The sequence below is a fragment of the Candidatus Arsenophonus phytopathogenicus genome, from assembly GCF_056113345.1.
The window spans coordinates 387,553-402,454 of sequence record NZ_JBUIOB010000017.1; the positions used below are offsets into that span (position 1 = coordinate 387,553).

Here is a 14,902-nt window from a genome sequence, read left to right on the forward strand (position 1 = left end):
GGCTATTATGAACGATCTCATTATCAAACAAGGGAAACTTATCAACGGCCAGATCGTTGATATCTTAGTACGTGATAGCAAAATTGTTGCCATTGGCCCAGACGCGGCCAAAGAACAACAAGCAACTAAAACGATTGACCTAAAAGCCCAACTTTACATTAGTGCCGGTTGGATCGATGCCCATACCCATTGCTATCCAGAATCGCCTATTTACTTCGATGAACCTGACCTAGCCGGCGCATCTTGCGGGGTTACCACACTAGTAGATGCTGGCAGTGTTGGGGCTGACGATATTGATCACTTTTTTACCATTACACGTAAAGTCAAAACCAATGTTTATTCACTGCTTAATATTGCTAAAACAGGTATTATTGCCCAAAATGAATTAGCCGACATGCAGCAAATTGACGAAGCTAGTTTACAAAAAGCTATCGCTGATCATCCAGAGTTTGTTGTCGGAATAAAAGCACGCATGAGTAAAAGCGTGGTTGGTGAAAATGGTATAATCCCGCTTGTCAAAGCAAAAGAAATGCAGAAAAAAAGTGGGCTACCCTTAATGGTACATATTGGTAACAATCCCCCTAATCTTGATGATATTGCAGATTTGTTAACCAAAGGCGACATCATTACCCACTGTTTTAATGGTAAGCCTAATCGCATTCTGGACGATAATGGCAATTTAAAACCATCGATTCAGCGCGCACTTGCCCGTGGGGTGATCCTAGATGTGGGGCACGGTGGTGAAAGTTTCAGCTTTAAAGTCGCAGAACAAGCTATGCGTATTGGTACTTATCCCGATATCATCAGTTCCGATATCTACCATAAAAACCGTATCAATGGCCCAGTTTATAGCCTAGCTTTCGTGATGACCAAATTTCATTGTATGGGATTCTCAATACAACAAATAATAGATTGTGTCACTAAAAAAGCCGCCGACCTACTTCATTTAAAAGGTAAAGGTTATCTGGATGTCGGTATGGATGCAGACTTCACTATCTTTGATCTCAAAGAAGAACGTACTGAACTCTCTGATGCAGAAGGTGAAGTACGCTTTGGTAGCCATAAGTTTGTGCCTGTTGTTGCCATTGTTGGCGGCAAAGCTATTGTTTCCACAGAAAGTGAGTCTGAATATGCAATCGATTTATGAACAATATCAACTCAAAAATGTAATTAATGCCTCCGGTCGCATGACAATGCTCGGCGTTTCAACGCCTAAAGCTGAAGTTACAGAACGTGTCGGCTATGGACTTAATCATTACTTTGAAATCAAAGATCTGGTAAATAAAACCGGCCAGTATATTGCCAAGCTACTGAAGGTGGAAAATGCGGTGGTTGTTTCTTGCGCCTCAGCCGGCATTGCGCAATCCGTCGCTGCGGTGATAGTAAAAGACAATGCCGATTTACTTTATAATCTTCACACTTCACCTCAACCTCTGGCCCGTGAAATTGTCATGCCGAAAGGACATAACGTTAATTATGGCGCACCAGTTGACACCATGGTTGCACTTGGTGGCGGTGAAATCGTCGAAGCCGGTTATGCTAATGAGTGTAGTGCAGCCCAAATTGCTACCAAAATTACTGACCAAACCACAGCTATTCTTTATGTTAAATCGCATCACTGCATACAAAAAAGTATGCTAACGGTAAAAGAAGCGGCACAGCTTGCTAAAAAACATCAAATCCCTTTAATAGTCGATGCAGCTGCAGAAGAAGATTTAGTGACTTATTATCAAGATGGCGCTGATCTAGTGATCTACAGTGGCGCTAAAGCGATTGAAGGCCCAACTAGCGGACTAGTTATTGGCAAACATCAATACGTTGAATGGGTTAAACAACAAAGTAGCGGCATTGGTCGTGCGATGAAAGTCGGTAAAGAGGGTATTTTAGGTCTAACACTGGCGATTGAACTCTACCTAACTGCAAAAAAAGAGACCGGCGAACAAATGGTTGAGCGGATGTCTGATTTTATCGATGATCTTAACAAAATCAAAGGCGTCAAAACCCAAACCGTTTGGGATGCCGCTGGCCGTGATATTGCCCGGGCAGAAATCAGCTTTGATCAGAAAGCCATTGGTAAAACTACTTATGCCATGATGGCAGAATTGAAACAGGGCGACACCGCTATCTATTTTCGCGAATATAAAGCCAACGAAGGAAAAGTTGAAGCTGATATCCGCAGTGTTACTAACGAACAACTGAAAACAATTGTCTCACGCATACGCCAAGTTGTTACTGGAGTCAAATAATGGGAAAACAATTAACCCCCAATTTCTATCATGATCGTGTTTGTCTGAATGTTTTGGCAGGCTCTCACCAAAATGCTAAAGAGATTTATCAAGCCGCTGAAACTTATGTCGTGGTTGGCGTGCTGTCAAAAAACTATGCTGACTTAAATAGTGCTATTGGCGATATGGCTAAATATGCTGATGAAATTGATAATGCACTTTCTGTCGGTTTAGGTGCAGGCGATCCTAATCAATCTAATATGGTTTCGCAAATTGCTAAAGTCATTCAGCCGCAACATCTAAACCAGGTATTTACTGGTACCGCAACCAGTCGTGCATTATTAGGTCAAGATCAGACTATTGTTAATGCGCTTATTTCGCCAACAGGTGAAGTGGGTAAAGTAAAAATTTCTACCGGGCCGCTAAGCTCAAATTATCCAGACGCCATTGTCCCTGTTGAAACGGCAATTGCAATGTTAAAAGATATGGGCGCAAGTTCTGTGAAATTTTTTAATATGGAAGGGTTAAAATATCGCGAAGAATATCAAGTTGTTGCAGAAGCTTGTGCTAGTTGTGATTTTTATCTTGAACCAACTGGCGGTATCGACTTAAACAATTACACCGAAATTCTCAAAATTGCATTAAATGCTGGTGTAAAGAAAATTATTCCTCATATTTATAGCTCTATCATCGATAAAGCAACCGGAAATACCCGTCCTGCGGACGTCAAAAAATTACTTGAAATGACTAAGCAGTGTTTATAGACGCTATTGATAATAAATAATCGGTTTATCAATTTTATTGCACTCTAAATAGTCTAAAAGCAAAATCCCATTGTAATTTTACTCACAATGGGGTTTTTAATGTTTTAGAGTCAGCCGATAAGCCGGGTTCTGTCGTGGACAACCATTCATCTAGGCCAGCACTTGCGCACTGACTCAAGCAGCCTACCCGGGTTCGATGCGGGCCGCATCTAGTGAACCCCTATTTGGCCTTGCTCCGGGTGGAGTTTACCGTGCCACAAACTGTTGCCAGTTGCGCGGTGCGCTCTTACCGCACCCTTTCAGCCTTACCTGTGCTTAATAGCCATCGGCGGTTTGCTCTCTGTTGCACTAGTCGTAGGCTTTCGCCTCCCAGACGTTATCTGGCACCCTGCCCTATGGAGCCCGGACTTTCCTCCCCTTTATTAACAATTACCTAAGGTAATCAACAATAAAGCAGCGGTTGTCTGGCTAACTCCAACGCCGAATTATAGGGATTTAACATTAATTTGTATAGTTATTTATCACAACTGGCCAACAGCTAATCTACTTGATTGCACTATCAGCACTAACTTGCTGTTCAAGGCTATATTTATATAGTGCATTCTTCTTTAAACCATAAATTTCTGCCGTAATAGCCGCCGCCTTCTTTAACGGCAATGATTGCTGCAGTAACGCTAACGTTTTTTTCACCTCTGAGGAAATAGCTACTTCACTCTCCTTTGGTGCTCTATATCCCTGAACCACCAATACCATTTCGCCACGAGAACGGTTTTCATCAACTTTTACCCAATCAAGTAGTTCTCCAACCGGCAAACCATGAATAGATTCCCAGGTTTTTGTTAATTCACGAGCTAAGACAACATAACGCTCAGCGCCCCAAATAGCGACCATATCTGCTAATGTGTCTAACAAACGATGTGGTGATTCATAAAAAATAAGTGTTTTCAGCTCCTCCGTTAACGCTTGCAATACCTCTTGTCGACTCTTGCGTTTTACTGGCAAAAATCCCTCATAACAAAAGCGATCTGAGGCGATACCGGCAGCGGAAAGGGCCGTAATTGCTGCACATGGCCCTGGCAAGGGAACTACCAGAATACCAGCTTGACGACAAGATTTTACCAAATGATAACCAGGATCATTAATTAGCGGTGTGCCTGCATCAGAAACTAACGCTATACTTAGTCCCTGTTTTAATTGAGGAATTAATTGATCTGTTTTCTGTTGTTCATTATGATCATGTAAGGAAATCATGCAGGTATTGATAGCAAAGTGCTGCAATAATAAACCCGTACGCCGGGTATCTTCCGCTGCAATAAGATCTACCTGCTTAAGGATCTGCAATGCACGCAGAGTGATATCATCCAAATTACCAATAGGAGTTGGTACAATATATAGTGTTGATGCCATCTCTACCTCTATATCTTGATTAGGTTCATTCATTGTTTATTCCGAATAACCAATTAAAATTGAGCAATAATAATTACATCACTGGACAAAGTATGCGTTCTTCAATTTTTGTTAAAAAAGGCTTGATATGTATATCGATACTATCCTCTCTTTTGTTAGTAGGATGTCATTCCTCACTAGATCAAAGTAAACCAACTGCCGATGTAACCATACAAGCAAGCTCTGAAAGCAGCCATTATCAATCAATTATTGATGCGGCTAATGGTAAACCATCTGCTGAAGCTTTGCGCGCCTATATTGCGCAAGAACCCCTATTAAAAGATAAGGTTAATCACCAGAAAAATATTGATGATTTTTGGCAAATGTTAATCAATTTGCCTGCTGAACAAATTCAAAAATTAGCAGTTAGGGCAGATGAAAATGTCTTACAAGGTTGGATTGATCTGCTTGATTTATACCATAATAACTACCAAGATCCGGCGGCATTACAAAATGCATTTAATGACTGGAAAATACGCTATCCAGCCAATCCGGGTGTTAAAACTTCCCCAACAGCACTAATACAAATCATTCATCAATCTTCAATCAGTAGCAACCCTAAAATTGGTCTATTCTTGCCTTTAAGTAATAACGGTAAAATATTTGCTGAAGCGATTTTACAAGGTTTCCTTGATGCCCAAAAAGGTTTACCCATCGATCCGACAACCGCAACCAGCTCATCTGAGCAAAATAGCCAAAATAGTGATCCCGTTCAAAGTATTATTGATTCAATTACTAGCAGTAGCAATAATGTAACGCAGGAAAACAATCCACAAACCCCATCGCTTGTTATTGACAATGCACCTATTAATAATCAACAGGTTAAAGTATACGATACCAATACTCAATCGATTGAGTCACTCCTGCAACAAGCTGAACAGGATGGCATTACCTTAGTCATCGGACCACTTTTAAAACCGGATGTACTTAAAGCCATTCAAATAAATACTCCATTAAATCTTTTGACATTAAATGAATTAGATAATGATAAAATGCCGCTTAAAAATAATGTCTGTTACTTTTCTCTGTCACCTGAAGATGAAGCGGTTAATGCGGCTCGCCATATGGTAAAAGAGGGCAAACAAGTACCATTGATCCTGATCCCTTCTTCTCCTTTTGGGGAACGTATCGCAAATATATTTGCACAAGAGTGGCAAAAATTGAAACAAACCCCATTACGTAAACAAAGTTTTGGTAATATTGATAGCCTAAAAGCTAGAACTGCTCAAAGTACTGGAATACAGATGATAGGCACGCCAATAGTAATTGCCGAACAGCAAAATACCAACGATACGGCAGAGGCGATTGATGCAGTGTATATTGTCGCCACAAGTGATGAATTATCATTGATTAAACCGATGATAGATATCGCAACCGACAGTCGCACACGTCCAACGCTTTATGCTAGTTCTCGTAGTCATCAAACAGATTTAAGTACCGATTATTATCTGGAAATGGAAGGCTTACAATTTAGTGAAATCCCTTTACTTGCCGGCGCTAATTCCACTTTACTAACACAAGCTAATCAACGATTCTCTGCTGATTACTCGCTAATTCGTCTTTACGCTATGGGAATTGATGCCTGGTTATTAGCCAATCATTTCAATAAATTACAACAACATGATATCGAACTAAATGGAGCCACAGGCAAACTAAGTGTAAATAGTAACAATTGCGTAATTTTTCGTACCCTGACGTGGTTAAAATTTAAACAAGGGAAAGTTCAATTGATTTAATAAATTGTAAGTTAAAAGTAAAATTTATCAGCCAATAGAGTAAAATAGTGACTAAAGTGTCATTTTAACGAGACGCTCAGCTTATAGATAAGGATATCCGCTATGCTAAAATCGCCAAATTTATCTTGGATACAAGGACGTCACTTCGAATATAAAGCCAAACAATTCTTACAACAACAAGGACTGCAATTTATTAGCCGCAATGTGAGTTTTCCTGTTGGAGAAATTGATTTAGTTATGAAAGATCAAAACACTTGGGTGTTTGTTGAAGTACTAAGCTTTCGCCGCCATGATAACTTCGGTAATGCATTAATGTCAGTAACTTTAAACAAACGAAAAAAATTACTTGCAGCCGCTAAATTATGGCTGCTTAAACAAAATGAAAACATAGAAACCGCTTTATGTCGTTTTGATATTTGTGCTACTACCGGCAATCAATTTGAATGGTTACCAAATGCCTTTATTGACTATGATGCCATCCACTAATTATATGTAAGTAGGTCTTAACGTGTTGGAGAAAATTAAAGCCTGTTTTACCGAAAGTATTCAAACACAAATTGCCGCTGCTGAAGCATTACCCGATGCTATTTCTCATGCAGCGATTATGATCGTTCACGCCTTGCTAAATGGTAATAAAATCTTATGTTGCGGCAGTGGCGGCTCAGCAGTTATTGCACAACGCTTTGCGACCAGTATGATCAATCAATTTGAAGCTGAACGTCCGAGTCTTCCCGCTTTATGTCTTAACACAGACAATGCGATTATAACCTCGATCGCTAATGGCCAAAAACCCGAAGAGGTATATGCAAAACAAGTGCGTGCATTAGGCCAATCTGGTGACGTACTTCTTGCAATTGCCACCAAAGGCGATAGTCGCGTTGTGATAAAAGCGGTTGAAGCTTCACTCGCTCGTGATATGACGATTGTGGCCTTAACCGGTCATGATGGCGGAGAATTAGCTGGTTTATTAGGCACACAGGATGTAGAAATTCGAATACCTTCGCAAAGAAGCATCAGAATTCAAGAAGTTCACCTATTAACAGTTAACTGTTTATGTGATCTAATCGATAATACACTTTTTCCGCATCAAGATGACTAAGGAGTAATAATGAGACTATTTCCTCTAATTACCATAATATGCAGTACCCTTTTATTACAAGGATGCATTGGGGCTGCTGTGATAGGTTCAGCGGCGGTCGCTACAAAAAGTGCGACGGATCCAAGAAGTGTCGGTCGCCAGGTCGATGATGGAACATTAGAAGCCCGCGTTAGTGCTGCTATTAACAAAGATCAAGAAATTACCCGCAATGCACGTGTTATTACTACGGCTTATGAAGGTAAGATACTGCTTACCGGCCAAGCGCCCGATCTTGAATTAGCTGAAAGAGCGAAACAGATAGCAACCAAAGTAGAAGGTGTTGAAGCAGTTTATAATGAGATCCGTCAGGCAACGCCGGTTGATCTTGGTACGGCTTCTAAAGATACCTGGATAACCACCAAAATAAAATCACAAATTCTTACCAGTGATTCGGTTAAATCATCAACCGTCAAAGTTATTACCGAAGGTGGAGAGGTATTTTTACTTGGTATTCTAACTCAACAGGAAGGAGCTGCTGCTGCAAAAATCGCCAGTGAGACAGATGGCGTTAAACGCGTAACTACAGCATTTACCTACCTTAATTAATATTTTCTCATTCAATATAAAAAGTGATTATCTTTCTAATTTGTTTCCCGGCAGCCACAAGGCCGGGTAACAAATTTTAGGGTAGCGCTCTTTAGCTGCTATATTTCACGACGCTCAATAACCTTTGCTATCTTTAACGAAAATGAAATATTTTTAGTACTATTTTTTAAAATAGTCCAATCCTAAAAAAACCTACATCAACCAATTAAGCAACTTTCCTCGAGATTTAATCGCTTGTGTTATTACCTGAAGTTAATATATTGACAACAATAATTATTTTACATCTAAAGCATAATCTAATGAAATAATATTCGCTAACTTGATAATATTAAAGCGCTATTTGCTGAAAATATAAATATAACCTGTTATACAACAATCGATTATTGATAACAAAAGGACCTGAAAATTTTATTTCTCTTTTGCAACTAAATAATAGTGAATAAACATGGAGAAAAATATGCAATCATCGTCATTATTTAAAGGAACGCCGACCATTAAAATAGTTGGTAATCGAGGTTTAACCGTAAAAGAAATTGATTATCATCGCCATCCCGATAGCCCCAATATCACTAATGAACGTATTACCCGCCATCAATATAACACCACGCGTGGTTTGTTAATAAAAAGTATTGACCCACGGTTATATGAACAACAAAAAAATGATCCGACGATAAACCCCAATTTTTACTACCACACATCACTAACGAGTATGGTTTTAGCTACTAACAGTGTTGATGCCGGAACGACTTTTGATCTGCATGATATTGCCGGTCGGCCGACATTTGCCATCTCTACAACAGGTGTTTTTCGTAGCTGGCAATATGAAGATAGCCAGCAACTCGGAAGACCTATTAGCATTACTGAACAATTACCATCAAAAACCAAGTATGCTACAGAACGTTTTATTTGGGCTGGTAATAGTGATAGCGAAAAGCAAAAAAACCTGCTTGGACAATGTTTATGCCATTATGACACCACTGGTTTACAGCAAGTCAATAGTATCGCCTTAATAGGAGTGCCATTATCTTTAACTCAACAGCTATTGATAAATAATAAGGAAGCTAACTGGCAAGCAGAGGATGAGACTATCTGGCAAAGTTACTTATCAAATGATAGCTATACCACGCAAAATATTGTTGATGCTACCGGAGCATTAATACTTAATATTGATATTAAAGGTAACCGGCGTCGGTTAGAATATAATATTGCTGGTATGCTAAAAAGTAGCTGTTTAACCATATAAAATGCTACCGAACAGATAATAATAAAATCATTAACTTATTCCGCTGCGGGACAAAAATTACGCGAAGAACATGGCAATGGCATCGTCACCAGCTACCTTTATGAACCGCAAACCCAACGGTTAATCGCCGCAAAAATCGAACGTCCAGCAGCACATCAAATGGCGGCAAAAATATTACAAGATTTACGTTATCAATATGATCCGGTCGGTAATATGATCAATGTGCGTAATGATGCTGAGCCAACCCGCTTCTCGCATAATCAAAAAGTCATTCCAGAAAATACCTATACCTATATACGCTTTATCAACTGGTATCCATTACCGGCCGTGAAATGGCTAACCTTCAACCACAAAACTTCACTTTAGCCTCTACTATTATGGTCATCGCTACTATCAACCCTGGATCGGATGATGCTTAAGCTCTGATCCTGCCGGTACCGTGGATGGCCTCAATCTATATCGAATGGTAAAAAAATAATCCTATTATATATACCGATGAACGGGGTGAATCAAGTCGCAACCGCTTTCGCAACATATTTATCGTATCAACCTATTTAAGCCAAAGAGAAGGAGAACCAATAAGACGTTCATTAGCTAGAGGTATGAAAATCACCCGCGCAGTGATGGGTGGATTAGCGATAGCTGGAGCAGTAAGCGCTAGTGGCGGGATCCTCGTTGCGGTAGGTATTGGCTCATTTATTATTGGTGCGATTGCTCGCTGGAATTTGAACCAACTTTCCGGAGGCATAGCCAGTTTTTTCAGTAAGCGCTTTCAGGGAAGATCAACGACAGAGAATATGGCGACAGGGGCAAAATTAAGTGCCGTCACTGCTTGCCTCAATGGCGCGAGATTAACCAGCATAGGGATCGCCAGCGCGGTAGGAAGCATTTCTGGTGCCGCAGGAGGATTAATTGGCAATTCTGATCGCGGCATGAGTGGTGCACATGCAGCAGGCGTTGCTATTGGTATTGTCAATATCATTGGCGGTAAAGGAACCAGCCTGGCAATGGAGTTTCTGCTGCCACATTTGACGCCGCCAGTGGATTTATAACTGGCGTTAAGCATAGTGCACGCGTAGGGCAATATACCGCTTACGGCAGCTATACTAGCGGAATAATAGGTCGTCACGCAGATAATATTAGCTCATATGCATTTAATTATGCTGGCGGAGCGATTGTCAGACACGGATCAGAAGCACTATTTGCTGCTTATGTTGGTAATAATTCCATTAGTCGATTCGTTGGCCGCAGTTTAGGAGATAAGATATTTTCATTTTTCTCACGTAAAATTTCAGTTGGCGGTCCAAATGAATGGATGGGAAGCGCAATTGGGGCGACCATTTTGGGGATTGGATATGCGTTACAATTGACCATCACAAATCCCTATTTTCAGTATGTTACGGGTAAATTTATTCAATTTTTAAACTGGCTTGGAGGCAATGCAATGAACTTAATGAAACGCTTTATTCTACCCGATTCAGCAAAAGCCTTAGCAATAGATGCTGTTCGCAGCACGGCTCGAAGAATGGTTCGAGGCGGTTTATCTTTCTAACTATTTTTTATAGTTAATGAAAAATTGGTAAAGACTGATGTTCTCCCTCTTCCGTGTATTGATTATACTTCTGGTTGATACACGGCAGGATAGATTTATCAACAAACTTCTATCTGACTGATTTCATTTTCAACCAAACGACTAGTATATTCAGAACTCTTTATTCAGTTAAAAATCAAATGATGATTAAAGTTATTATTTAGCAATCAAATATGAAGCCAGTAACAGGACTGATCTTTTCAGAATAAAATACTAAAAAAATTAAAATTTTATTACTATATTCTGTTTAGCTATTCAGTCAGCAATGAAGCCATGTTTTTCCAGAAAATTCTTATCACCCAATTGCTGCATTTGCTGAAGTATCCACGCTTGACGAATTAATAAATCATTAGATGGTTTTTTTACTTGATAAGCTAACTGATTTGGTAAAACCGCAGATAATCGTGCAGCTTAAACTGCATTTAATTGATTTTCCGGCTTTTTAAAATAATATTTTGCTGCTTCTTCTACGCCAAAAATACCCTCACCGAACTCAGAAATATTCAAATAGATCGTCAAAATCCGCTTTTTAGACCACATAACTTCAATTATCGGCGTCATAATAGCTTCAGCACCTTTACGAAGCCAGCTTCGCCCATCCCATAACCAAAGATTTTTTACAACTTGTTGAGTTATAGTTGAAGCTCCTCTAATAGGTTTTTTACTAGCCGAATTTTGGTTGATAGCACTTTCTATTGCCTGAAAATCAAATCCCCAATGATTTGGGAAATTTTGATCTTCTGCGGCAATCGCTGCAATTAACATGTTCGGTGAGATGGAATTAAGCTCAACCCAAGCGGAACGAAAACCATAAGAAAAATTTAATGATAACCAAGCGTTAATTTCTCTTTCTAGCATAACCATCGAAAATGGAACAGACAAAAATTTGAAAATGAAAATCGTTATTAACCAACAAGAAAATAAGATTAATAATGCTCTTTTTAACCAATGCCATAATAATAAGTAAACTAACATAACTAACGGCTTGCCAGTTCAATTACTTTTTTAGCTAATTTATTAATTCCTTGCCATGCTTCATTTGGTGATGATGCTAACATATAAGCGGGTGTTGTTATTACTTTATTATCTTCATCAACCACAATATCATCAAAGGAGCAAATAATATGTGTTCCTCCCATTTGTTCTATTTGAGCAATAGTTTTTTTATCATTGCCTATTGTTAACTTTACCGCTTTATTTAAAATTTTAGGTAGCATAACAGGCGCAATACACATCAATCCCATCGGCTTACTTTATTGATGAATTTCGCGACAAAATGTTAATAAATCTTTATCTATTTCACAATCACTTCCTTTAATAGCAAAATTAGATAAATTTTTGCCACCCCAAAACCACCAGGCATAATAACTGCACTAAATTTATTTGCATCAGTAGATGATAAAGGCGCCATTTTCCCACGTGAAATACGTGAAGAATCTACCATTATGTTCCTTTTTTCTTGATTTTTTTCTCCATTTATATGATTAATAACATCTAGTTGATCTCTATTAGGTGCAAAAAAACATATTTCAATGTCATTTTCACTCAAAGATAACATAGTAAGTACTGATTCACGGATTTCGCTGCCATCGAATACACCACATCCGCTTAAAATTACTGCAATAGGTTTCATATTTGACTCCATTTGTAGTAGATTGTTACTCATTCACTTAATGTGATAACATGGAACTTGATCACAAATTTTAATGAATCTTGTAACAAAAACGATTATATTTGTTATGTTGATTGGCTGACAAAAAAATAAAGGTTTCTATTTTACTCACCATCTACATTTACTAATATCATAATTGGTGAGTAAAAAACGATTTCCCTGGTGTTAGCGCAATATTCGCGCACCCCAACTTCGGTTGGGGTTATTTTTTTCAGCGCCGACTAACCATCGTTTCAAAACTTTAACATCTTTTTGCCAATCTACTTTTAATTCATCAAACCATTCCTGAATATTATCCCACCAGGCAGGTAAATCAGGAGATTGGAGCTGTTGAGCTAACTGCTGGAGATGGCGCAAACCAACTGCACCTGCTGCACCTTTAATTTTGTGGGCTTCTACAACAATCCCATTTCGGTCTTTGGCCACAATATTAGAATCCAATAAAGATAGGTATCCTGGCATCACATTTTCAAAGATCTTTATGCTCTCTTCAATCAGTTTTGGTCCAACTAATTCGAAATATTGGTTGAGCATATTGATATCTAATACGTCATCATGATTGGCAAGTTGTTTTAGCGGAATGTTGATGGATTTATTTTTACAATCAGTCAAATATTTTTCAATAATCTTTATTAATGCACTTACCGACAGTGGTTTACTCAATACATCATCCATACCGGCAGCAAGATACTCTTTTTTGTCTTTCAATACATTAGCTGTTAATGCAATTAAAGGTGGAAGTTTATCATTAGCATAGATTTGACGAAACTGACGTGCAATATCGAGACCGGTCATATCAGGTAGTTGGATATCCAATAAAACCAAATCGTAACTACCAATTTTGAACATTTTTAGTACTTCTTTTCCATTCATAGCAACATCAACGGTATGGCCTAATTTTTCTAATACAGATCGTGCGACGATGATATTTAATTCAATATCTTCCACCAAAAGAATATGCAACTTAGGTAGTAAAACAGCTTCTGGTGTTGGCGTTTCAACCGTTTTTGCTACAATGGGCGCTATAACGGATACAGTGAAGCAAGAACCTACCCCTAATGTACTATCGACCTGTATATCTCCCCCCATGCTTTGCGCTAACCGTTTAGAAACAGCAAGACCAATTCCAGTACCCGTTTCTGGTCGGCCACCAGCACTACCCTTTACCTGATAGTACATGGCAAAAATTTTTTTTTGCTCCTCTTTTGGGATGCCAATACCGCTGTCAATAACCTGAATAAAAAGTTGCTCATGTCCTTCATACCAAATACGAACTTTGATCTCACCCTGTTGGGTAAATCTCACAGCATTACCAATTAAATTCCATAGTATTTGCCGTAACCGTGTTGCATCAGTAATGATCTTGCTCGGTAAATTTTCTTTTACTTCTAAGATAAATTTTAAATCTTTAGGTTGTACTAAAAGCCCCGATAAATTTTCAAGATCAGAAATAAATTCATTAAAATCAATTTGTTGACTATCTAAACTAACCTTACGGCGTTCAATCTTATCCATCTCAATAATATCATTGAAAATATTACCTAAAGTGATAGCGCTGACATGAATAGTTTTCAAATAATTTGTTTGTTCATCGGTTAATTCTGTATCGAGTAATATATGACTCAGTCCAACAATCCCATTAAGCGGCGTACGAAGCTCATGGCTAATGGTTGAAATAAACGTTGTCTTATCCCTACTGGCATTTTCTAACGCTTCCTGATAATGCTTACGCTCGGTAATATCGCGTCCAAACCCTACTAACCCATGACGTTTTCCAACCCGATCATAAAACGGGACTTTACGTATCTCAAAGCATGCTTTCCGTCCATCGGGATATACCAACCATTGTTCATAGGTCAATGACACATTATGACGAAATACTTTTTCATCAGTTTCCAGCTCCTTTTCGGCAACTTCCTCACCATAAATTTCACGATAAGTTAGCCCAATAAGCTGCTTTTCACTGCGACCTGTCAATAATTCCATTGCTCGATTACAACAAGAAAAATCATTATTTTCATCACGATAATAAACAAGATCAGGTGATGCATCTAAAAATGATTGTAATAATATAGACTGCTGTTCAAATTCAAGTTGTGTCTGCTCTCGGCGCTTCATCTCTTTTTGCAATTTTTCTAATAATTCTAAATGCGCCTTTTGTATTTTTACACGCTCTGCAATTTCCAAATTGAGCTGAGCAATATTTCCTTTAAGTTTGTCAGTAAGCTCGGCATCACGCTTACGCATAACTTCTAATTTATCAACCATGCCTGATAAACGACGACGAGACTCTTCAAGTTGTTCGACCACAACAGAAAGAAAATAGACCGCCCAAGGCGTAATAATCAATCCAAAAAAGATAGAACGAACCAAATCAATATTATGAACATTGCCATATAATAAAATATCAACCGCGATCTGTAATACCATAGCTAATACGACAAGTGCTGTGGCTAATAGTAAGGAAAATCCAATTAAACCAAGCTTCATCATTAAATCAACATAATATTGAGCAAGTCCTTTAAGCAGCTTCATACACAC

13 protein-coding genes, 1 other RNA gene and 2 pseudogenes are annotated in these 14,902 nt (G+C 38.7%); 11 read left to right on the forward strand and 5 right to left on the reverse strand.

Annotated features, from left to right (window positions below; translation table 11 throughout):
• The first annotated feature begins 7 nt into the window (after positions 1-7).
• Genes AC01GB_RS05355 through dagF form a run of 3 tightly spaced genes read left to right on the forward strand, consistent with a single transcriptional unit; the run spans position 8 to position 2,989 of the window.
• Complete coding sequence (locus AC01GB_RS05355; protein WP_474450903.1) at positions 8-1,147, forward strand: amidohydrolase/deacetylase family metallohydrolase; 1,140 nt, start codon at positions 8-10, stop codon at positions 1,145-1,147.
• Entirely contained in the window at positions 1,131-2,246 is a 1,116-nt protein-coding gene (locus AC01GB_RS05360) for a DgaE family pyridoxal phosphate-dependent ammonia lyase (RefSeq protein ID WP_474450904.1), read from the forward strand. Before AC01GB_RS05355 ends, AC01GB_RS05360 begins: the two co-directional genes overlap by 17 nt.
• Entirely contained in the window at positions 2,246-2,989 is a 744-nt protein-coding gene (gene dagF, locus AC01GB_RS05365; protein ID WP_474450905.1) for a 2-dehydro-3-deoxy-phosphogluconate aldolase, read from the forward strand. Before AC01GB_RS05360 ends, dagF begins: the two co-directional genes overlap by 1 nt.
• A gap of 102 nt (positions 2,990-3,091) precedes the next feature.
• On the opposite strand, the gene rnpB is transcribed toward dagF, so the two are convergent.
• An RNA gene (rnpB, locus tag AC01GB_RS05370) (RNase P RNA component class A) lies at positions 3,092-3,465 on the reverse strand.
• A gap of 67 nt (positions 3,466-3,532) precedes the next feature.
• Positions 3,533-4,429 carry a 16S rRNA (cytidine(1402)-2'-O)-methyltransferase gene (rsmI, locus tag AC01GB_RS05375; RefSeq protein WP_474450907.1) on the reverse strand — a complete coding sequence of 299 codons (897 nt, stop codon included), beginning with the start codon at positions 4,427-4,429 and terminating at the stop codon, positions 3,533-3,535.
• Positions 4,430-4,488: 59 nt separating this feature from the next.
• Here rsmI and AC01GB_RS05380 point away from each other — a divergent pair, with 59 nt between their 5' ends.
• From AC01GB_RS05380 to AC01GB_RS05415, 8 genes are all read left to right on the forward strand, one after another.
• The gene (locus AC01GB_RS05380; protein WP_474450909.1) at positions 4,489-6,171 is read left to right on the forward strand and encodes a penicillin-binding protein activator; all 1,683 of its coding nucleotides are present in this window, start codon (positions 4,489-4,491) and stop codon (positions 6,169-6,171) included.
• A gap of 102 nt (positions 6,172-6,273) precedes the next feature.
• Entirely contained in the window at positions 6,274-6,657 is a 384-nt protein-coding gene (locus tag AC01GB_RS05385) for a YraN family protein (RefSeq protein ID WP_474450911.1), read from the forward strand.
• A gap of 22 nt (positions 6,658-6,679) precedes the next feature.
• Positions 6,680-7,270, forward strand: coding sequence for a DnaA initiator-associating protein DiaA (gene diaA, locus AC01GB_RS05390; protein WP_310509692.1), 591 nt, complete (start codon positions 6,680-6,682; stop codon positions 7,268-7,270).
• A gap of 9 nt (positions 7,271-7,279) precedes the next feature.
• Positions 7,280-7,855, forward strand: coding sequence for a division/outer membrane stress-associated lipid-binding lipoprotein (gene dolP, locus AC01GB_RS05395; RefSeq protein WP_474450912.1), 576 nt, complete (start codon positions 7,280-7,282; stop codon positions 7,853-7,855).
• Between the two features lie 457 nt (positions 7,856-8,312).
• The gene (locus AC01GB_RS05400; protein ID WP_474450913.1) at positions 8,313-9,098 is read left to right on the forward strand and encodes a hypothetical protein; all 786 of its coding nucleotides are present in this window, start codon (positions 8,313-8,315) and stop codon (positions 9,096-9,098) included.
• A gap of 159 nt (positions 9,099-9,257) precedes the next feature.
• Complete coding sequence (locus AC01GB_RS05405; protein ID WP_474450914.1) at positions 9,258-9,464, forward strand: hypothetical protein; 207 nt, start codon at positions 9,258-9,260, stop codon at positions 9,462-9,464.
• Between the two features lie 236 nt (positions 9,465-9,700).
• On the forward strand, positions 9,701-10,150 hold the full coding sequence (locus tag AC01GB_RS05410) for a hypothetical protein (protein ID WP_474450916.1): 450 nt from the start codon (positions 9,701-9,703) through the stop codon (positions 10,148-10,150).
• A gap of 263 nt (positions 10,151-10,413) precedes the next feature.
• Complete coding sequence (locus AC01GB_RS05415) at positions 10,414-10,650, forward strand: hypothetical protein (RefSeq protein ID WP_474450917.1); 237 nt, start codon at positions 10,414-10,416, stop codon at positions 10,648-10,650.
• Positions 10,651-10,944: 294 nt separating this feature from the next.
• Here AC01GB_RS05415 and mtgA read toward each other — a convergent pair.
• The 3 genes and pseudogenes from mtgA to arcB all read right to left on the reverse strand — a co-directional run bounded on the left by mtgA (position 10,945) and on the right by arcB (position 14,896).
• A pseudogene (mtgA, locus tag AC01GB_RS05420) lies at positions 10,945-11,664 on the reverse strand (monofunctional biosynthetic peptidoglycan transglycosylase).
• Positions 11,665-11,666: 2 nt separating this feature from the next.
• Positions 11,667-12,322 (reverse strand): annotated as a pseudogene (gene elbB, locus AC01GB_RS05425) (isoprenoid biosynthesis glyoxalase ElbB).
• A 204-nt stretch (positions 12,323-12,526) separates the two neighbouring features.
• Positions 12,527-14,896, reverse strand: coding sequence for an aerobic respiration two-component sensor histidine kinase ArcB (gene arcB, locus AC01GB_RS05430; RefSeq protein WP_474450918.1), 2,370 nt, complete (start codon positions 14,894-14,896; stop codon positions 12,527-12,529).
• Positions 14,897-14,902: the final 6 nt, after the last annotated feature.